This window comes from Streptomyces sp. NPDC021356, assembly GCF_040641015.1.
Lineage (GTDB): Bacteria > Actinomycetota > Actinomycetes > Streptomycetales > Streptomycetaceae > Streptomyces.
Map to the genome: position 1 here is coordinate 200,703 of NZ_JBFACU010000003.1, position 19,527 is coordinate 220,229.

Sequence of the window (19,527 nt, forward strand, 5' to 3'; positions counted from 1 at the left end):
GGAAAGGAGACGACCCGCTCCTTTCCACTCTCAACGTATAGCGCACCGGGGGGCTTGCGGCAAGGCCCCCGTCGTCCCGCACAATGACCGGCCGAAGCCAGAGACCTGCGGAAACGGGAGTCGCGAAGTGCGTGTGGTGGTGTCGACGTATGGGTCGCGCGCGGACGTGGAACCGCTCGCCGCCCTCGCGGCGCGGCTGCGTGAAATCGGCGCGGAGGTGCGGGTGTGCGCGCCGCCGGACGAGGACTTCGCGCGGCGGCCGGCCGGTGTCGGCGTGCCGCTGGTGCCGGTCGGCCGGTCGGCGCGCGCGCTGACGACCGCGGCACCGGCACCGTCGTCGTTGCCCGGACGGGCCGCGGAACTGATCGCCGCCCAGTTCGAGGCGGTCACCGCGGCGGCCGAGGGCTGCGACGGTGGGGCGGAGCCACCCGCCCCACCGGCCGAATCCGCCCGCCCCCGCCAAGTCCCCCCGTCCGCCCGGTGATGGGAGCGGCCCGCCCCACCAGCTCCATCCGCCCCCCCATGAAGCACGAGCCCCTGCGCCACCCCGCCCCACCCCGGCGCCCCGTACCCCACCCCACCCCACAGATGCGGAGCATCACGGACGTGAATCCCCTGTCCACCAGTGTTTTCGACCTCCCCGAGCGGCTGGCCGCCAAGGCCGGACCGGAGTTGATCGCCGACGACGAGCGGCACTTCGCGGCCGTCGCGGAGTGTCTGGAGCAGTCGGTCGCCGAGTTGTCCGTCCGGCTCGACGCCGAGCGCAGGGCGCCAGGCGGGGTCGGCCGGCAGGCCATGGACCGGGACGCGGAGGTCCACCGGCTCTCCACCCGCCTGCGCACCCTGCGCCGCTTCGGGCTCGACCTGTGCCTGGGCCGCATGGTCGGCGCGGACGGCACCGAGCCCCTGTACGTCGGACGGCTCGGCCTCACCGACAGCACCGGGCGCCGGCTGCTGCTCGACTGGCGCTCGCCCGCGGCCGAGCCGTTCTTCGGGGCCACCCACGCCGACCCGATGGGCCTGGCGAGCCGCCGCAGGTACCGCTGGAGAGGCGGCCGGATCAGCGACTACTGGGACGAGGTGTTCACCGCGGACGCCTCCGCCGGGCACGCCGCACTCGACGACCAGTCCGCCTTCATCGCCAGCCTCGGCGGCAACCGGTCGCCGCGGATGCGGGACGTCCTCGGCACCATCCAGGCCGACCAGGACGCCGTCATCCGCGCGGGCTCCCGCGGCGCCCTCGTCGTCGACGGCGGGCCGGGCACGGGCAAGACCGTCGTCGCCCTGCACCGCTCCGCCTACCTCCTCTACAGCGACCCCCGCCTCGGACACCGCCGCGGCGGTGTCCTGTTCGTCGGCCCGCACGAGCCCTACCTCGGCTACGTCTCCGACGTGCTGCCCAGCCTCGGCGAGGAGGGCGTACAGACCTGCACGCTGCGGGACCTCGTCGCCGAGGGCGCCGCGGCCGGGGCCGAGGCCGACCCGGAGGTGGCCCGCCTGAAGTCGTCCGCGGACCTGGTGAAGGCGATCGAGAAGGCCGTCAGGTTCTACGAGGAGCCGCCGACGGAAGGGATGACCCTCACCACCCACTGGTCCGACATCCGGCTGGACCCCGACGACTGGGCCGCGGCGTTCGAGGCGGCGGAACCCGGCACCCCCCACAACCAGGCACGCGCCCAGGTCTGGGAGGAACTGCTCACCGTCCTGACGGACAAGCAGGACGGCGACGCCCCGCCCGACCTGCTCCGCCGGTCGCTGGCGCGAAACCGGGACCTGCTCACGGCCTTCCGCCGTGCCTGGCCCCTGCTGGAGGCGGCCGACCTCGTCTCGGACCTGTGGTCGGTACCCGCCTACCTGCGCCTGTGCGCGCCCTGGCTCGCGCCCGCGGACGTACGGCGGCTGCAGCGCGCGGACGCCAAGGCCTGGACCGTGTCCGACCTGCCGCTCCTGGACGCGGCCCGGCAGCGGCTCGGCGACCCCGAGGCCGCCCGGCACGAGCGCCGCCGCGAGGCGTCCCTCGCCGCCGAACGCGAGCGGATGGCCGCGGTCATCGACAACGTCCTCGCGGCCGACGACGGCGAGGGCGCGGTGACGATGCTGCACGGACGGGACCTGCGGGACGCCCTCGTCGACGAGGACGCGGCGCCACGCATCGAAGCGGACCGGCTCGCCGGACCGTTCGCGCACGTCGTCGTGGACGAGGCGCAGGAACTGACCGACGCGCAGTGGCAGATGCTGCTGCTGCGCTGCCCGTCCCGCAGCTTCACCGTCGTCGGGGACCGCGCGCAGGCCCGGCACGGCTTCACCGAGTCGTGGCGCGAACGGCTGGAACGGGTCGGGTTCGGCCGGATCACCCTGGCCTCCCTCACCGTCAACTACCGGACTCCGCAGGAGATCATGACGGAGGCCGAGCCGGTCATCCGGGCCGTGCTCCCCGACGTCAACGTGCCCGTCTCCATCCGCAGCAACGGCGTCCCCGTCGTCCACGGCCGCGTCGCCGACCTCGACTCGGTCCTCGCCACCTGGGCGGCGGCGCATGCCGAGGGAACCGCCTGCGTGATCGGCGCCCCCTCGTTCCCCGAGAGCCCGCGCATCCGGTCACTGACCCCGGAGCTGTCCAAGGGACTGGAGTTCGATCTGGTCGTCCTGGTCGACCCGCAGGAGTACGGAACGGGCATCGAGGGAGCGGTCGACCGCTACGTCGCGATGACCAGGGCGACCCGGCAACTCGTCGTCCTCACCAGCTCCTGAGACCGCCGTATCTCCGTCGCCGACCGTGTCGCAGTTGGGCCGAACAGGTGACATGGCGTAAGAATTGGCTGGTGCAGGCGATGAGTGCGAGTCAGGTCGGGGGGAGCCGGTGAACAGCCACGACGTCACCGATGAACAGTGGGAGGGGCTCGCCCAGGTCGTTCCTTTGCGCGGACGCGACTCCTGGCCGTCCGCGGTGCACCACCGCTCCCTCCCGGACGCGGACACGGAGATGCGCCGCCGCTTCGTCGTCCTCAGGGTCAACATCTTCGCGGACGCCCGCGACGTGGCCGAGACGCTGATGGCGGGGGTGCCGGTCCTGCTGGACCTCACCGGCGCCGAGACCGAGGTGGCCAAGCGGGTCCTGGACTTCAGTACCGGCGTCGTCTTCGGCCTGGCCAGCGGGATGCACCGGGTCGACCGGAACGTGTTCCTCCTCACGCCGCCCGGCACCGAGGTCAGCGGGCTGATGCAGGGCGCGGCGGTTCCCGGCATGTGAGACGGCCGGGGCGGGCCGCCCGGGGCGGTGTCCCCCGATCGTGGGAAGGCGCTCAGGGCGGAACGGTTCGCCCTGGTCACAGCCCTCTACGGTCCCGGTATGACCGCGTTCCCACCCGCGCCCCCGTCCGCGCCCTCATCGACGGCACCCTCATCGTCCGTGCCGTCCGTGCCGTCCGTGCCGTCCGTGTCGTCCGTGCCGTCCGCGTCCACGCCGGTGCCGTACCCGTCCGGATCCGCCGCTCCGGCCGCCCGCGCGGTCCCGCCGGCCCGGCCGTGCATCACCGAGCTGCGGCTGACGGCGTTCGCGGCACACCGCCGTGTCCGCCTCCCGCTCGGGCCGCTGACGCTTGTGGCCGGGCCCAGCGGGTGCGGCAAGACCAGCGCGGCCAGGGCGTACGAGGCGCTGGCCCGGCTCGGCGGCGGGGCCGCACTGGGCGAGGTCTTCCCGGACCCGGCCGCCTGCGTACCCGAGGACACCCGCCCGGACCACCGCCGCCGCCGCGGCTTCCGCATCGGCTGCACGGCGGACGGCCCGCAGGGCGCGGTCCGCCTCGACGTCGCCGTCCAGGCCGAACCCGGACTGCGCGTGGTGGGGGAGCGGCTGACCGCGGGCGGGCAGGTCCTGCTGGAGACGTCCTTGCGCGATCCCGGGCGGCGGGCCGTCGAGGCGTCGTGGTGCACGGGCGGCCCCGGACAGCCGCCGCACCGCTCGTCCCTGCCCGACGACCGGCTCGGCACCGCCCTGCTGCCGCTGCGGGTCGCCGGGAAGAACGACGGGCAGCGCAGGGTCCTGGCCGCGGCCGAGCAGATGGTGGTCGCCCTGCGGTCGGTGTTCGCGTGCGATCCGCTGCCCGGACGGATGCGTGCGCCCGCGCCCGTCGGGGCCGGGCGGCTGCTGCGCGGGTGCGACAACCTCGCCGCCGTGCTGTGGCGCACCCGCGCCGAGTGCGCCCGTCGGCACGCACTGCTGGTGGAGGCGGTGCGCGCCGGCTGCGCCGGGCCCGTGGCCGACGTGCTCGCCGAGCCGGCGGGCGCCGGACGGGTACGGGCGGTGCTGGACCGAGGGGACGGCACGCGCACCGGCTTCGAGCGGCTGGGGGACGGCGAACTGCGGTACGCGGCGCTGGCGTCGGTGCTGCTCACCGGTCCGGGCGTGCTGGACGTCGACCCGGCGGGCGAGGTGCCCGCGGCGCTCCAGTCCCTCACGGTCCTCGCCGACGGCTTCGACCGGTCGCTCGACCCGCGCCAGCGCGCCGCGCTGCTGCGGCTGGCCGAGCGGATGTGCGAACGCGGGCACATCCGCGTCACCGGCACCGTGAGCGACGCGTCATGGGCGGGAGAGACGCGGGCGGCGGCGCGGGTGGTGGAGCTGGGCGGGGCGGCGGCGCGGGTGGTGGAGCTGGGCGGGGCGGCGGCTCCGGAAGGGACGGGAGGTCACGGGTGATAGACCTGATCCCGTGACCGACCACGCCGAGTCCCCTGAGCACCCCGAGCCTCCGGGCACCGCCTCGCCCTCGGCCCCCGGGGAGGGTCGCGACCTCGACCTGGCCGGGTTGCAGCGCCGCCTCGCCGAGTTCGCCGCCGCGCGCGACTGGCAGCCGTACCACACCCCGAAGAACCTGGTGGCTGCCCTCAGCGTCGAGGCGTCCGAACTGGTCGAGATCTTCCAGTGGCTGACCCCGGAGGAGTCGGCGCGCGTCATGGCCGACCCCGAGTCGGCGTACCGCGTGCGGGACGAGGTCGCCGACGTCCTCGCGTACCTGCTGCAACTCTGCGAGGTGCTCGGCGTCGATCCGCTGGCGGCGCTGGCCGCGAAGATCGACCGGAACGAACGGCGGTTCCCGGTGCGGGGAGTGGCCGGGGAGGCGGACACCACCGAGGGGAACTGACAGCTCCGCTATCACTCTCCGGAGTCATGCACTCGGTCGAAATCGATTCGTTGTCCAGAGATTTCCGTCTTCCTCTGGCTTTTTGTCCCGAGCACCCTCACTCTGGGTAGTGGACAAGGGAGTTCGGGCAGACGTGCGACACGTACGTCGGAAGATGACGGGGGCAGCGCATGGACGCGGTGCGGCTCATCCTGGCGAGCAGGCGTGCCCTGGCGGGCAGCGCCGAGACCCCGGCCGTCCTGGCGGAGGTGTGGCAGGCCCAGGCCCTGGCCCAGGCCATCGGCAGCCGCCTCGCGGTCTCGGGGCCGCCCGAGCTGCGCGGCGAGGCCCTGGGCCTGACCGAACTGGCGGGCCGCGGCTGCGGCGTCCTGGACGCCCCGGACCTGGACCCCGGCGCCTTGCGCGCCGCCCAGCTCACCGAACTCGCCGACGCGCACCGGGCGTTGCTGTGCCTCGGTGGGCTGCTGGGCGAGGTCGGGATCGCCCTCGTCGGCATCGCCAGCTCGGCCGCCGACGAACGTACGTACTGGCAGTGCATGGAGGCGATCGACGCGGCCGACGAGTCCAGGGACCGCGTCCGCGAGCTGCTCCGCAAACTGGCGGCCCGCGAGGAAGCGGTCCTCCCGGAGCGCGAGGCGGGCTGACCGCGCCCATCCCACCGCGGCTCGGACGGTTCACCCGTCCGGCAGCCGGGGTCGTCGTCGGGCCCGGTGGGGTCGGCGGGGACGGCGGGGTGGCGGCGTGCAGGATGGAGGCATGGATCTCCGCATCTTCACCGAGCCCCAGCAGGGGGCCTCGTACGACACCCTGCTCACCGTCGCCAAGGCCACCGAGGACCTGGGCTTCGACGCGTTCTTCCGCTCCGACCACTACCTGCGCATGGGCGACGGGGACGGCCTGCCCGGCCCCACCGACGCCTGGATCACCCTCGCCGGACTCGCCCGCGAGACCAAGCGCATCCGTCTCGGCACCCTGATGACCGCCGCCACCTTCCGCCTCCCCGGCGTCCTCGCCATCCAGGTCGCGCAGGTCGACCGGATGTCCGGCGGCCGGGTCGAGCTGGGCCTGGGCGCGGGCTGGTACGAGGAGGAGCACAAGGCGTACGGCATCCCCTTCCCCAAGGAGAAGTTCGCCCGCCTGGAGGAGCAGCTGGCCATCGTCACCGGCCTGTGGGCGACCGAGACCGGCAAGACCTTCGACTTCCAGGGCGAGCACTACCGGCTGAGCGAGTCGCCCGCGCTGCCCAAGCCCGCGCAGACGAAGATCCCGGTGCTCATCGGCGGCCTCGGCGCGAGTCGCACCCCGCGGCTGGCCGCCCAGTACGCCGACGAGTTCAACGTCCCCTTCGCCTCGATCGAGGACAGCGAGCGGCAGTTCGGCCGGGTACGCGCCGCCGCGCGGACGGCCGGCCGTGACGCGGACGACATCGTCTACTCCAACGCCCTGGTCGCCTGCGTCGGCCGGGACGACCAGGAGGTCGCCCGCCGCGCCGCCGCGATCGGCCGCGAGGTCGACGAGCTGAAGGCCAACGGCCTGGCGGGCTCCCCGGCCGAGGTGGTCGACAAGATCGGCCGCTACGCCGCGACCGGCTCCAGCCGCATCTACCTCCAGATCCTCGACCTGTCCGATCTGGACCACCTGGAGCTGATCTCCTCCCAGGTGCAGTCGCAGCTGTCGTAGCCGATCCACCCCGGCGACGCCCCGGCCCCGCTGTCGCGCGGGGCCCCGCAGCCGTCCCGGCCCCGCGCCCCGCGCGGCAGGCCGGGGCGGCGGCTCGGGGGGTGCGGCGGTGCGGCGCACGGGAACGCGGGGCCGTACGGAAACCCGCGAGCAGCGGGTGAAGTCGCCCGTCGGTGGTCAGGATGGAGACATGGGATTCCATGTCGACTCCGAGGCCGGGCGGCTGCGCCGCGTCATCCTGCACCGGCCGGATCTGGAGCTCAAGAGGCTCACCCCCAGCAACAAGGACGCCCTCCTCTTCGACGACGTGCTGTGGGTGCGCCGGGCGCGCGCCGAGCACGACGGGTTCGCCGACGTGCTGCGCGACCGCGGGGTCGCCGTGCACCTCTTCGGTGATCTGCTGACCGAGACGTTGGAGATCCCGTCGGCCCGGTCGCTCGTCCTGGACCGCGTCTTCGACGAGAAGGAGTACGGTCCGCTGGCCACCGACCACCTCCGGGCCGCGTTCGAGACGCTGGACGCGCAGGAGCTGGCGGAGGCGCTGGTCGGCGGGATGACCAAGCGGGAGTTCCTGCGGGCGCACGCCGAGCCGGCCTCCGTGCGGTTCCACGTCATGGACGTGGACGACTTCCTGCTCGGCCCGCTGCCCAACCACCTCTTCACCCGGGACACCTCCGCCTGGATCTACGACGGCGTCTCCATCAACGCGATGCGCTGGCCCGCCCGGCAGCGCGAGACCGTGCACTTCGAGGCGATCTACCGCTACCACCCGCTCTTCCGCGGCGACACCTTCCACGTGTGGTCCGAGGGGCAGGCCGACTACCCGTCCACCATCGAGGGCGGGGACGTGCTGGTCATCGGCAACGGCGCCGTGCTCATCGGGATGAGCGAGCGGACCACCCCGCAGGCCGTCGAGATGCTCGCGCACAAGCTGTTCGCCGCCGGTTCGGCCCGGACGATCGTGGCGCTCGACATGCCCAAGCGGCGTGCGTTCATGCACCTGGACACGGTGATGACGATGGTCGACGGGGACACGTTCACCCAGTACGCGGGGCTCGGCATGCTCCGCTCGTACACCATCGAGCCGGGCTCGGGCGACAAGGAGCTGAAGGTCACCGACCATCCGCCGGAGCACATGCACCGCGCGATCGCCGCCGCCCTCGGGCTGAGCGAGATCCGGGTGCTGACCGCCACGCAGGACGTCCACGCGGCCGAGCGCGAGCAGTGGGACGACGGCTGCAACGTCCTCGCGGTCGAGCCGGGCGTCGTCGTCGCCTACGAACGCAACTCCACCACCAACACCCACCTGCGCAAGCAGGGCATCGAGGTGATCGAGATCCCGGGCAGCGAGCTGGGCCGGGGCAGGGGCGGCCCGCGCTGCATGAGCTGCCCGGTGGAGCGGGACCCGGTCACCGGCCCGTCCGCATAGAAATTCTGGGAATCGTATAGAATTCCAGTCGTCCCTGTCCCTCATCCGTTGGAGCGCCCCCATGGCGACAGTCCCGACCGCCCTCGCAGGCCGCCACTTCCTCAAGGAGCTGGACTTCACCGAGGAGGAGTTCCGCGGCCTGATCGAACTGGCCGCCGAACTGAAGGCCGCGAAGAAGGCCGGGACCGAGACGCGGTACCTGAGCGGGAAGAACATCGCGCTGGTCTTCGAGAAGACCTCGACGCGCACCCGCTGCGCGTTCGAGGTCGCCGCCGCCGACCAGGGCGCCTCGACCACGTACCTCGACCCGTCCGGCTCGCAGATCGGGCACAAGGAGTCCACGAAGGACACCGCCCGGGTCCTCGGACGGATGTTCGACGCGATCGAGTTCCGGGGAGACAGCCAGGCGGCCGTCGAAGAGCTGGCCGCCCACGCCGGCGTCCCCGTCTACAACGGGCTCACCGACGACTGGCACCCCACCCAGATGCTCGCCGACGTGCTCACGATGACCGAGCACAGCGGCAAGCCGCTGCGCGAGATCGCCTTCGCCTACCTCGGCGACGCCCGCTTCAACATGGGCAACTCCTACCTGATCACCGGCGCCCTGCTCGGCATGGACGTACGGCTCGTCGCCCCCAAGACCTACTGGCCCGCCCAGGAGATCGTCGACCGGGCCCAGGAGCTGGCCGCCACGAGCGGCGCGCGCCTCACCCTCACCGAGTCCCTGGAGGAGGGTGTGCGCGGCGCCGACTTCGTCGCCACCGACGTGTGGGTCTCCATGGGGGAGCCCAAGGAGGTCTGGGACGAGCGGATCCGGTCCCTGGCCCCGTACGCGGTGACCATGGACGTCCTGCGCGCCACCGGCAACCCGGACGTCAAGTTCCTGCACTGCCTGCCGGCCTTCCACGACCTCGGCACCAAGGTCGCCCGGGAGATCCACGAGCAGTACGGCCTGCGGTCGCTGGAAGTGACCGACGAGGTCTTCGAGTCCGCCCACTCGGTCGTCTTCGACGAGGCCGAGAACCGGCTGCACACCATCAAGGCGATCCTGGTCGCCACGCTGGCGCGGGGTTAGTTCGAGCTGCTCAGGCGCCGCCCGGTCCCACGGGCGGCGCGGACAGCCTGAACCAGACCGCCTTGCCCGACGCCGTCGGGCGGTGCCCGCAGGACGAGCTGAGCGCGCGGATCAGCAGCAGGCCGCGCCCGTCCTCGCGCCAGGGGTCGGGCGGGGTCAGGCCGGGCCGGGTGAGGCCGCCCGGCGGCGCCGGGTCCGGATCGCGCACCTCGACGTGGCAGCCGCCCGGCTCCAGCTCCACCAGGAGCTCTATCGGACCGCTGCCCGCCGTGTGCTCCACGGCGTTGGCCACCAGTTCGGCCGTGAGCAGTTCCGCGGTGTCGCTGTCGGCGGTGTGCTCCCGCTCGGCCAGCGCCGTACGGACCAGGGCGCGGGCCACCGGCACGGCGGCGACCGAGTGCGGCAGCGCGATGCGCCAGGCGGAGGCGGGGGGTTCCTGCAACGTGTGTCCGTTCATGACGCAGGGCGGCGCACCGGTCGTCACCATCGGGCTGCCTGCTTTCGACGAGGGAATGGTACGGGGGCCGTCGGCGGCGGCTCTCGGTGCCCTCCGTCCGGGGCGCGGGCCCCGGCACGGACGGACTACCCCTGCGAACGCCCGTCCTCCCCCGGCCCCTCCCGTCGTTACCGCGCCATCGACCACCTGTGACGAAGCGACGGACGCCGGCCACATTGTCACAGCCCTCCTCCCGCAGACCCCCTCCCGGAACCGCGCTCTATCGCGCACTCGTGACGGCAGTCACAGACAGGTGATAACTTCGACAGGGAGAGCCGCGCGCGGCACCGCCGGCGCCGGACGACACGGGCAGTCCGCCGAGGAGGCCGTACGTCATGAGTCCCTTCACCGGCTCCGTCACCCGCACCTCCGCGTGGCGGCACCTGCGCGTCGAGCTGGACGGCGGGGTGGCCACGGTCACCCTCGCCCGCCCCGACAAGCTCAACGCCCTCACCTTCGGCGCCTACGCCGACCTGCGCGACCTGCTCGCCGAGCTGTCCCGGGAGCGGGCCGTGCGCGCCCTGGTGCTGGCCGGCGAGGGCCGCGGCTTCTGCTCGGGCGGCGACGTCGACGAGATCATCGGCGCCACCCTGTCCATGGACACCGCCGAACTGCTGGATTTCAACCGGATGACCGGCCAGGTCGTACGGGCCGTGCGCGAGTGCCCCTTCCCGGTGATCGCGGCGGTGCACGGCGTCGCGGCGGGCGCCGGAGCCGTGCTGGCGCTGGCCGCCGACTTCCGGATCGCCGACCCGAGCGCCCGCTTCGCCTTCCTGTTCACCCGCGTCGGCCTCTCCGGCGGCGACATGGGCGCCGCCTACCTGCTGCCCCGCGTGGTCGGCCTCGGCCACGCCACGCGGCTGCTGATGCTGGGCGAGCCGGTCCGGGCGCCCGAGGCCGAGCGGATCGGCCTGATCAGCCAGCTCACCGACGAGGGCCACGCCGACGAGGCCGCCCAGGCACTCGCCCACCGCCTCGCCGACGGCCCCGCCCTCGCCCACGCGCAGACCAAGGCCCTGCTCACCGCCGAACTGGACATGCCCCTGTCCGCAGCCGTCGAGATGGACGCAGCCACCCAGGCCCTGCTCATGAACGGCGAGGACTACGCCGAGTTCCACGCCGCCTTCACCGAGAAGCGCCCGCCCAAGTGGCAGGGGAGGTGAGTCGGCGATGACGGACGCCCTGCGGGTCGCGGTCATCGGCGGCGGGCCCGGCGGCCTGTACGCGGCGGCCCTGCTGAAACGGCTCGACCCCGCCCGCGAGGTCACCGTCTGGGAGCGCAACGCGCCCGACGACACCTTCGGCTTCGGCGTCGTCCTCTCCGACGAGACCCTGGGCGGCATCGAACACGCCGACCCGGTGGTCCACCAGGCGCTCCAGCGGGACTTCGTGCGCTGGGACGACATCGACATCGTCCACCGGGGCACCCGGCAGACCTCCGGCGGCCACGGCTTCGCCGCCCTCGGCAGGCGAAGGCTCCTGCAGATCCTGCACACCCGCTGCCGCTCCCTCGGCGTCGACCTGCGCTTTCGCAGCGAGGCACCGGACCCCGCCCGGCTGCGGGAGGCCTGCGACCTGGTCGTCGCCGCCGACGGCGTGCACAGCGCCACCCGCGAGGCGTACGCCGACGTGTTCCGGCCCCGGATCACCGCCCACCGCTGCCGCTACATCTGGCTCGCCGCCGACTTCGCCTTCGACGCCTTCCGCTTCGAGATCGCCGAGACCGAGCACGGCGTGATGCAACTGCACGGCTACCCCTACTCGGACGACGCCTCCACGGTCATCGTCGAGATGCGCGAAGAGGTCTGGCGGGCCGCCGGGTTCGGGGAACTGGACGAACGGGAGTCCGTCGAGCGCTGCGCCAAGATCTTCGCGGACGCGCTCGGCGGACGCCCGCTGCGCTCCCACAACTCGGCCTGGACCACCTTCCGCACGGTGGTCAACGAGCGCTGGTCGCACGGCAACCTGGTGCTCCTCGGCGACGCCGCGCACACCGCCCACTTCTCCATCGGCTCCGGCACCAAACTCGCCGTCGAGGACGCTCTCGCGCTCGCCGCCTGCCTGGACGAACAGCCCTGCCTGAGCGAGGCGTTGACGGCGTACGAGGAGGAGCGCAAGCCGGTCGTCGCCTCCACCCAGCGGGCCGCCCGCGCCAGCCTGGAGTGGTTCGAGAACCTCGGCCTCCACCTCGACCAGCCGCCCCGCCAGTTCGCCTTCAACCTGCTCACCCGCAGCCGCCGCGTCACCCACTACAACCTGGCCCTGCGCGACGCCCGCTTCACCGATGCCGTGGAGCGCGAGTTCGGCTGCCCGCCCGGCACCCCGCCCATGTTCACCCCGTTCAGACTGCGCGGCCTGACCCTGCGCAACCGGGTCGTCGTCTCGCCCATGGACATGTACTCGGCCGTCGACGGCGTCCCCGGCGACCTCCACCTCGTGCACCTCGGCGCGCGGGCCCTCGGCGGCGCCGGCCTGGTGATGACCGAGATGGTGTGCGTGAGTCCCGAGGGGCGGATCACCCCGGGCTGCACCGGTCTGTGGAACGGACGGCAGGCGGAGTCCTGGCGCCGGATCACCGACTTCGTGCACCGGCAGGCGCCGGGCACCGCGATCGGCGTGCAGCTCGGGCACAGCGGGCGCAAGGGCTCCACCAGGCTGATGTGGGAGGGCATGGACGAGCCGCTGCCCGAGGGCAACTGGCCACTGGTGGCCGCCTCCCCGCTGCCGTACAAGCCGGGCGGCCAGGTCCCGCGCCAGCTCACCCGCGCGCAACTCACCGACATACGCGAACAGTTCACCTCGGCTGCCCTGCGGGCCGCCCGCGCCGGGTTCGACCTCCTCGAACTGCACTGCGCCCACGGCTACCTGCTCTCCGGATTCCTCTCTCCGCTGACCAACCACCGCACCGACGCCTACGGCGGCTCCCTCGAGAAGCGGCTGCGCTTCCCGCTGGAGGTCTTCGACGCCGTGCGCGCGGTGTGGCCAGCGGAGCGGCCCATGACCGTCCGCATCTCCGCCACCGACTGGGCCGAGGGCGGGACGGCGGCCGAGGACGCCGTGGAGATCGCCCGCGCCTTCGCCGCGCACGGCGCCGACGCCATCGACGTCTCCACCGGGCAGGTGGTCGCCGAGGAGCGGCCGGAGTTCGGGCGGTCGTACCAGACGCCGTTCGCCGACCGGATCCGGCACGCGACCGGTGTCCCGGTGGTCGCCGTCGGCGCGATCTCCTCCTGGGACGACGTCAACTCCCTGATCCTGGCCGGGCGCGCCGACCTGTGCGCGCTCGCCCGCCCCCATCTGTACGACCCGCACTGGACGCTGCACGCCGCCGCCGAACAGGGGTACCAGGGCCCCGGCGCCGTGTGGCCCGCCCCCTACCGCGCGGGCAGCAGGCCGCCGCAGACCGGCCGCACGGACGCGCCCAAACCCCGCCTCGGCCTGGCGACCTGAGTGCGGGTCAGGGCCCCTGTGTCAGGCCCGCGAACTGCGCGCCCGCGTCCCGCAGCCGCTCGTGCAGGCTCCGGAAGACGGCGGCCGAGCGGACCCCGGGCCAGCCGGCGGGCAGCAGGCGGGCGGGCAGCCCGGGGTCGGTGTACGGCAGGTGGCGCCAGGAGTCCAGGGCGAGCAGATAGTCGCGGTACGCCTCCTCGGGCGGCGTGTCCGCACGCCCCTCCCAGGCCTCCAGCACGCGCGCGTGCCGGTCGAGGAACGCCTCGTGCTCCTTGGCGACCGCCGCCAGGTCCCACCAGCGGCCCACCGCCTCGGCGGTCGGCGTGTACCCCAGGTGCTCGCCCCGGAAGAAGTCCACGTACGCGTCAAGACGCAGCCGCCGCAGCGTGTGCCGGGTCTCCTCGTACAGCCGGGCCGGGGCGATCCACACCCCCGGCGCCGCCGTGCCGAATCCGAGTCCGGCCAGCCGGGAGCGCAGCACGTGCCGCTTCTGCCGCTCCGACTCCGGCACGGAGAACACGGCCAGCACCCAGCCCTCGTCGCCGGGCGGCGCGCCCGCGTAGATGCGGCGGTCGCCGTCCTCCAGCAACTGCCGTGCCTCGATGGAGAGTTCGTAGCCGGCGGCGCCCTGGGCGGTCCGGGCCGGGAGCAGCAGCCCGCGCCGCTTGAGCCGGGACACCGAGGAACGCACCGACGGCGCGTCCACGCCGACCGCCGCCAGCAGCCGGATCAGCTCGGCGACGGGCACCGGGCCGGGTGCGAAGCGGCCGTACGCCCCGTAGAGCGTGACGATGAGGGACCTGGGGGCGTGCGGTACGGGCTGCTCGGACACGTTGATCATTTTAGGTCGTCCCAGGTCGTCCCAGGTCGTCGGTGTCCCTGGCGGTCACCGCAGGCGGAAGCGCTGGAGCTTGCCGGTGGCCGTGCGCGGCAGGGCGTCCAGGAACACGATCTCGCGCGGGCACTTGTACGGCGCCAGCTCGGACTTCACGAACGCCCGCAGCGCCTCCGCGTCCCGCGCGGCGCCCTGGCGCAGGACGGCGTAGGCCACCACGACCTGGCCGCGCGCGTCGTCGGGCCGCCCCACGACCGCCGCCTCGGCCACGTCCGGGTGCCGCAGCAGCGCGTCCTCGACCTCCGGTCCGGCGATGTTGTACCCGGCCGAGATGATCATGTCGTCGGCGCGGGCGACGTAGCGGAAGTAGCCGTCGGAGTCGCGGACGTAGGTGTCCCCGGTGATGTTCCAGCCGTCGCGCACGTACGCGTGCTGCCGCGGGTCGGCCAGGTAGCGGCAGCCGACGGGCCCCTGGACGGCGAGCAGGCCGGGCTCGCCGTCGGGCACGGGCCGTCCGTACTCGTCCTGCACGCGCGCGTGCCACCCCGGTACCGGCACGCCGGTCGTGCCCGGCCGGATGTCCTCGTCCGCCGCCGAGACGAAGATGTGCAGCAGCTCGGTGGCCCCGATGCCGTTGATGATGCGCAGGCCGGTGCGCTCGTGCCAGGCGTGCCAGGTGGTCGCGGGCAGGTTCTCGCCGGCCGACACGCAGCGTCTGAGCGAGGAGACGTCGTGGGTGCCCAGCCGGTCGAGCATCGCGCGGTAGGCGGTGGGGGCGGTGAACAGCACGGAGACGCGGTGCTCGGCGACCGCCTCCAGCAACTGCCCGGGGTGGGCGTCTTCGAGCAGCAGTGCGCTGGCCCCCGCCCGCATCGGGAAGACGACCAGACCGCCCAGGCCGAAGGTGAACCCGAGCGGCGGACTGCCCGCGAAGACGTCGTCGGCACGCGGTCGGAGCACATGCCGGGAGAAGGTGTCCGCGATCGCCAGGACGTCCCGGTGGAAGTGCACACACCCCTTGGGGCGCCCCGTGGTGCCGGACGTGAACGCGATGAGCGCCACGTCGTCGGCGGCGGTGTCCACGGCCCGGAAGGGAACCTCGGGCACGTAGCGGTGCAGCAGGTCGTCGGGTCCGTCGCCGCCGTAGGTGGTGATCGCGAGCCCCGGCACCTCCGCCTTGACCAGGTCGTCGACGGCCCGCACGTCACACAGCGCGTGCCGGATCCGGGCGATCTCGCAGATCGTGCCCAGCTCGTGCGCGCGCTGCTGGGCCAGTACCGTGACGGCGACCGCCCCGGCCTTGAGCACCGCGAGCCAGCAGGCGGCCAGCCAGGGCGTGGTCGGGCCGCGCAGCAGGACGCGGTTGCCGGGCACGACCCCGAGGTCGGCGGTGAGGACGTGCGCGATGCGGTCGACGCGGGCCCCCAGGTCGGCGTAGCTCCAGGTCGCTCCGCCGGGTGTGCGGAACACCGGGCGCGCGGCGGCCCGGGGCTGGTCGAGGAGTACGGAGGCGCAGTTCAGCCGGTCGGGGTAGCGCAGTTCCGGCAGCTCGAAACGCAGCCGCGGCCACTGGTCCGGGGGCGGGAGGTGGTCGCGCGCGAAGGTGTCGACGTGGGCCGAGAAGGCCGGCGGCCGGACGGCGTCCCGGGAGCCGGCTCCGGCCCTCTCCGTGTCCGCCCTGGCGTCGTCCCTGCCGGGGTCCGTCGGGTTCATAGCGGTTCGCCCCCTTGTCGTGGTGGGCTCGCACAGGGAGCGTATCGTGTTGATGACGACAGTCAACGGGGCGCGATACGGTGGCTCATGGACCCCGGTCGCCCCGGGGGAGGGAGGACCGGCGAATGCCCGCATTCTCGCTCGAACCGGCCCAGGTCGCCTGGTGTGCCGAGCTGCGCTCGCTGGCCGCCGACCGGCTGCGCCCGCTCGCCGAGAAGGGCGAGCCCGGCCGCGTCAACCGTCCGCTCCTCGCCGACCTCGGCCGGCTCGGCCTCCTGGAACGGCTGTTCACCTCCGGTGCCCTGGACCTCTGCCTGATGCGGGAGTCCCTGGCCTACGCCTGCACGGAGGCCGAGACCGCCCTCGCTCTCCAGGGCCTGGGCGCCCACCCTGTCCACGCCCACGGCACCCCCGCCCAGCGCGCCCGCTGGCTGCCGGCGGTGGCGGACGGCAGCGCGGTGGCGGCGTTCGCCCTGAGCGAGCCGGGCGCGGGCTCGGACGCGGCGGCACTGGCGCTGCGGGCCGAACCGGAGGGCGACGGCCCGCCCGAGGCGCGCGCCCGTCCCGCCTCCACGGTCGGCGCCCCGGCTCCCGCGACGGGACACGGCGGCGCCCCGGCTCCCGCGACGGCGCACGGCGCCCCGGCTCCCGCAGCGAGTCCCCCTGGCGCCCCCGCTCCCGCGGCAAGTGCCCACCAGGGCGGTGCGGCCCGCGAGCCCGCGCCCCGCGCCGGCGACCTCGACACCCCGCGTCCGGGAAAGCCGCGCAGCCCGCACGCCGGCGCCCGGCAGCCGGCCGGTCCCGGGGTGCCGCCCGCCCCCGCCGCCCCGCCCGCCCCCGCGCCGGGCGGCCCTCTCACCGCCCGCCCCGACGGCCCTCGGCGCTGGCGGCTCACCGGCGGCAAGTCCTGGATCTCCAACGCCCCCGAGGCGGACGTGTACACCGTCTTCGCGCGCACCACCCCCGGCGCAGGCGCCCGGGGCGTGACCGCGTTCCTGGTCCCCGCCGACCGCCCCGGCCTCACCGGCGGCGCCCTGGAGATGCTCTCCCCGCACCCCATCGGCACCCTGGACTTCGACGGCGTGCCCGTCACCGAGGACGACGTGCTCGGCGAGGTGGACCGCGGGTTCCGGGTCGCGATGGGCACCCTCAACCTGTTCCGCCCCAGCGTCGGCGCGTTCGCGGTCGGCATGGCCCAGGCGGCGCTGGACGCGACCGTCGCCCACACCGCGCACCGCGACGCCTTCGGGGGCACGCTGAGCGACCTCCAGGCCGTCGCCCACCAGGTGGCCGAGATGGCCCTGCGCACGGAGGCGGCCCGCCTGATGGTGCACGCGGCGGCGAGCGCGTACGACTCCGGCGCCCCGGACGTGCCCCGGCGCTCCGCCATGGCCAAACTCCTGGCCACCGAGACCGCGCAGTACGTCGTCGACGCCGCCGTCCAGCTGCACGGCGCCCGCGCCCTGTGCCGCGGCCACCTCCTCGAACACCTGTACCGCGAGGTGCGGGCGCCCCGCATCTACGAGGGCGCCAGCGAGGTCCAACGGGCCATCATCGCCAAGGAGTTGTACGCCCAGCAGCAGTCGACCGGGGAGGCCCCGTGACCGTCCAGCGCGTCAACCCGCCCGAACTCTCGCCGCCCACCGGCTTCTCGCACGCCGTCGTCGCCGCCGGCTCCCGGGTCGTGTTCCTGGCCGGCCAGACGGCGCTCGACCAGGACGGCAAGGTGGCCGGGGACACCCTGCCCGAACAGTTCACCCGGGCCCTCACCAACCTCCTCGCGGCCCTGCGCGCCGCCGGCGGCACCCCGGCCGACCTCACCCGCGTCACCGTCTACGCCACCGACATCGCCGCCTACCGCGCCCACGCGCCCGAACTCGGCCGCAGCTGGCGCGAACTGGCGGGCCGCGACTACCCGGCGATGGCGGTCGTCCAGGTCGTACGCCTGTGGGACGAGGAGGCCATGGTGGAGCTGGACGGCCTGGCGGTCCTCGCCTGACGGCACGGGGCCGCACGCCACCGACCGCCCCCCGGACTCGCCACCGAAGGGGTGAGGGTCACGGCGGAAGGCACGGGCGCCGGGTACGAGTGGAGGCCCCTATTCCACTCACCAGTCACGTCACCCGTACCGGGAGGCCCCGATGTCCCTCACCCCGCCCCTCACCTCCGTACGATCCGCACTCGGCGCCCTCGGCCTGGCCGCCGCCGCGCTGCTCCTGGGCGCACCGGCCACTTCCGCGGCGACGGCCGCCGACGAGACCGTCACCGTCGACCCGACGGCCCGGCTCGCGGCCGACGGCACCGTCACCCTCTCCGGCACCTACCGCTGCACCGGCGCGAGCGGTCCGGTCTTCGTCAGCTCGGCCCTCAGCCGCCGGAACCCGATCACCCGCTACGGCATCGGCGGCACCCGCGCGGTGTGCGACGGCGCCGTGCACACCTGGGCCAACACGGGCACGCCCGCCGACGCCCTGGAGCCGGGCGCGGCCCACGTCCAGGCCACCGTCATGGAACTCACCACGCAGGGCGGCCTGCCGCTGATGCCCCGCTTCCACGCCGTGGCCGAGCAGGACGTCAGCCTGACCCGGGCCTGAGGCCCGTTCAGGCACCCGGACCGGACCGGTCGTCCCCGCCCGCGCCGCCCGCCACCGTCGGCGGGGCAGCCACCCTCCGAATGGCTGACGGTCCATGACATCCTGTGACGCCACAGGACGTCACAGGGTGCCGGACGACGAGGGCGGGCGCCCGGCGGTTACGGGGAAGATCGATGAAGCTCTGCTTTCTGGTGGAGGAGCAGTACCGCCACGACGGCATGCCGGTCGAGGTGATCCGCCGGCTGACGTCCTGGGGACACCAGGTGGACGTCGTGCGGCCCGGCGGCTCCCTGCTGGACATGACGCAGGCGGTGCGGTCGGGCGCCCACGACGCCTGGGTGCTCAAGACGGTCTCCGGCGGCCCCGGGCTCACCCTGCTCGAAGCCGCCGCCGCCGCCGGGACGAGGACCGTCAACGACGCCCGGTCGATACGGGGCGTACGGGACAAGGCGCTCGCCGCGGCGATCGGCCGCAGCCGCGGGCTGCCGCTGCCGCCCACCTACGCGGCGGCCCGCCCCGAACTGCTCGCCGAGATACCGCCGTCGGAGTACCCGCTCGTCGTCAAGCCCGCCGACGGCAGCTCGGGCCGGGCGGTGCACCTGGTCCCCTCACCGGACCACCTCGCCGCGCTGCTGCCCGAACTGGCGGGGGAGGGCCTGCTCATCGCCCAGCCGTACGTGCCCAACCCGGGCACCGACGTCAAGGTGTACAGCGTCGGCGGCGACCTCTACGCGACCGAGCGCCGCTCCCCGCTCCACCCCGACCACGCCGTACGGGAACGCCGCGTACCGCTGTCGGCCGAGGTGGCCGCGATCGCCGCCCAGGTCGGTGTGGTCTACGGCCTCGACCTGTACGGCGTGGACGTGGTGCTCGGACCCGACGGCCCCGTGGTCGTCGACGTGAACGACTTCCCGAGCTTCCGCCAGGTGCCCGACGGCGTGGCCCGGGTGGCCCGGGCCGTGCTGGAACTCGCGGCCCGGCCGGGCCCCGCCGGCGGCCCGGGCCTCGCCCCGCCGGCGGACCTGCCGGACGCGCAGGACAGGACCCCGCTGTCCCTGCCCCTGCCCCCGCACCCGGAACAGGTGCCCGTGACCGCGGGCAAGAACGGGTGAGA

At 74.1% G+C, this 19,527-nt stretch carries 18 protein-coding genes; 15 read left to right on the forward strand and 3 right to left on the reverse strand.

Translation table 11 applies throughout. From position 1 onward, the window contains the following. Positions 1 to 127 precede the first annotated feature (127 nt). The 9 genes from AB0G56_RS05025 to argF all read left to right on the forward strand — a co-directional run bounded on the left by AB0G56_RS05025 (position 128) and on the right by argF (position 9,325). Complete coding sequence (locus AB0G56_RS05025) at positions 128 to 484, forward strand: hypothetical protein (RefSeq protein ID WP_360963774.1); 357 nt, start codon at positions 128 to 130, stop codon at positions 482 to 484. A 122-nt stretch (positions 485 to 606) separates the two neighbouring features. Next, the gene (gene helR, locus AB0G56_RS05030) at positions 607 to 2,751 is read left to right on the forward strand and encodes an RNA polymerase recycling motor ATPase HelR (protein WP_360963777.1); all 2,145 of its coding nucleotides are present in this window, start codon (positions 607 to 609) and stop codon (positions 2,749 to 2,751) included. A gap of 109 nt (positions 2,752 to 2,860) precedes the next feature. Then, positions 2,861 to 3,250: a cell division protein SepF gene (locus AB0G56_RS05035; protein ID WP_360963780.1), complete on the forward strand. Its 390-nt coding sequence runs from the start codon at positions 2,861 to 2,863 to the stop codon at positions 3,248 to 3,250. Between the two features lie 99 nt (positions 3,251 to 3,349). Beyond that, on the forward strand, positions 3,350 to 4,696 hold the full coding sequence (locus AB0G56_RS05040; RefSeq protein WP_360963783.1) for an ATP-binding protein: 1,347 nt from the start codon (positions 3,350 to 3,352) through the stop codon (positions 4,694 to 4,696). 100 nt (positions 4,697 to 4,796) lie between these two features. Then, complete coding sequence (locus tag AB0G56_RS05045; RefSeq protein ID WP_360964254.1) at positions 4,797 to 5,141, forward strand: nucleotide pyrophosphohydrolase; 345 nt, start codon at positions 4,797 to 4,799, stop codon at positions 5,139 to 5,141. 170 nt (positions 5,142 to 5,311) lie between these two features. Further along, entirely contained in the window at positions 5,312 to 5,785 is a 474-nt protein-coding gene (locus tag AB0G56_RS05050; RefSeq protein ID WP_360963785.1) for a DUF6099 family protein, read from the forward strand. Between the two features lie 112 nt (positions 5,786 to 5,897). Further along, a complete protein-coding gene (locus tag AB0G56_RS05055; RefSeq protein ID WP_360963788.1) occupies positions 5,898 to 6,821 on the forward strand; it encodes an LLM class F420-dependent oxidoreductase in 924 nt (307 codons plus the stop codon). A 190-nt stretch (positions 6,822 to 7,011) separates the two neighbouring features. After that, positions 7,012 to 8,250, forward strand: a complete 1,239-nt coding sequence (locus AB0G56_RS05060; RefSeq protein ID WP_360963791.1) for an arginine deiminase — start codon at positions 7,012 to 7,014, stop codon at positions 8,248 to 8,250. A 61-nt stretch (positions 8,251 to 8,311) separates the two neighbouring features. Further along, positions 8,312 to 9,325 carry an ornithine carbamoyltransferase gene (argF, locus tag AB0G56_RS05065; RefSeq protein ID WP_360963794.1) on the forward strand — a complete coding sequence of 338 codons (1,014 nt, stop codon included), beginning with the start codon at positions 8,312 to 8,314 and terminating at the stop codon, positions 9,323 to 9,325. Between the two features lie 10 nt (positions 9,326 to 9,335). Here the strand turns inward: argF and AB0G56_RS05070 are convergent, their stop codons facing one another. After that, positions 9,336 to 9,812 (reverse strand): ATP-binding protein, encoded by a 477-nt coding sequence (locus AB0G56_RS05070; protein ID WP_360963797.1) that lies wholly within the window; start codon positions 9,810 to 9,812, stop codon positions 9,336 to 9,338. Positions 9,813 to 10,156: 344 nt separating this feature from the next. Between AB0G56_RS05070 and AB0G56_RS05075 the strand changes: the two genes are divergently transcribed. Together AB0G56_RS05075 and AB0G56_RS05080 are read left to right on the forward strand one after the other, a co-directional pair. After that, positions 10,157 to 10,984, forward strand: a complete 828-nt coding sequence (locus AB0G56_RS05075) for an enoyl-CoA hydratase family protein (protein ID WP_360963800.1) — start codon at positions 10,157 to 10,159, stop codon at positions 10,982 to 10,984. A gap of 7 nt (positions 10,985 to 10,991) precedes the next feature. Further along, positions 10,992 to 13,271 (forward strand): bifunctional salicylyl-CoA 5-hydroxylase/oxidoreductase, encoded by a 2,280-nt coding sequence (locus AB0G56_RS05080; protein WP_360963803.1) that lies wholly within the window; start codon positions 10,992 to 10,994, stop codon positions 13,269 to 13,271. Between the two features lie 7 nt (positions 13,272 to 13,278). Here the strand turns inward: AB0G56_RS05080 and AB0G56_RS05085 are convergent, their stop codons facing one another. Together AB0G56_RS05085 and AB0G56_RS05090 are read right to left on the reverse strand one after the other, a co-directional pair. Next, a complete protein-coding gene (locus tag AB0G56_RS05085) occupies positions 13,279 to 14,112 on the reverse strand; it encodes a PaaX family transcriptional regulator C-terminal domain-containing protein (RefSeq protein WP_360963806.1) in 834 nt (277 codons plus the stop codon). Between the two features lie 45 nt (positions 14,113 to 14,157). Then, positions 14,158 to 15,819: an AMP-binding protein gene (locus tag AB0G56_RS05090; protein WP_360963809.1), complete on the reverse strand. Its 1,662-nt coding sequence runs from the start codon at positions 15,817 to 15,819 to the stop codon at positions 14,158 to 14,160. Between the two features lie 125 nt (positions 15,820 to 15,944). Here AB0G56_RS05090 and AB0G56_RS05095 point away from each other — a divergent pair, with 125 nt between their 5' ends. The 4 genes from AB0G56_RS05095 (at position 15,945) to AB0G56_RS05110 (ending at position 19,525) form a co-directional block, all read left to right on the forward strand. Next, positions 15,945 to 17,423, forward strand: coding sequence for an acyl-CoA dehydrogenase (locus AB0G56_RS05095; RefSeq protein ID WP_360963812.1), 1,479 nt, complete (start codon positions 15,945 to 15,947; stop codon positions 17,421 to 17,423). Then, a complete protein-coding gene (locus tag AB0G56_RS05100) occupies positions 17,420 to 17,818 on the forward strand; it encodes a RidA family protein (RefSeq protein WP_360963815.1) in 399 nt (132 codons plus the stop codon). The genes AB0G56_RS05095 and AB0G56_RS05100 overlap by 4 nt, the downstream gene beginning before the upstream one ends. A 142-nt stretch (positions 17,819 to 17,960) precedes the next feature. Next, positions 17,961 to 18,413 (forward strand): DUF6299 family protein, encoded by a 453-nt coding sequence (locus AB0G56_RS05105; RefSeq protein WP_360963818.1) that lies wholly within the window; start codon positions 17,961 to 17,963, stop codon positions 18,411 to 18,413. 173 nt (positions 18,414 to 18,586) lie between these two features. Further along, complete coding sequence (locus tag AB0G56_RS05110) at positions 18,587 to 19,525, forward strand: hypothetical protein (protein ID WP_360963821.1); 939 nt, start codon at positions 18,587 to 18,589, stop codon at positions 19,523 to 19,525. The last annotated feature ends 2 nt before the right edge of the window (positions 19,526 to 19,527 follow it).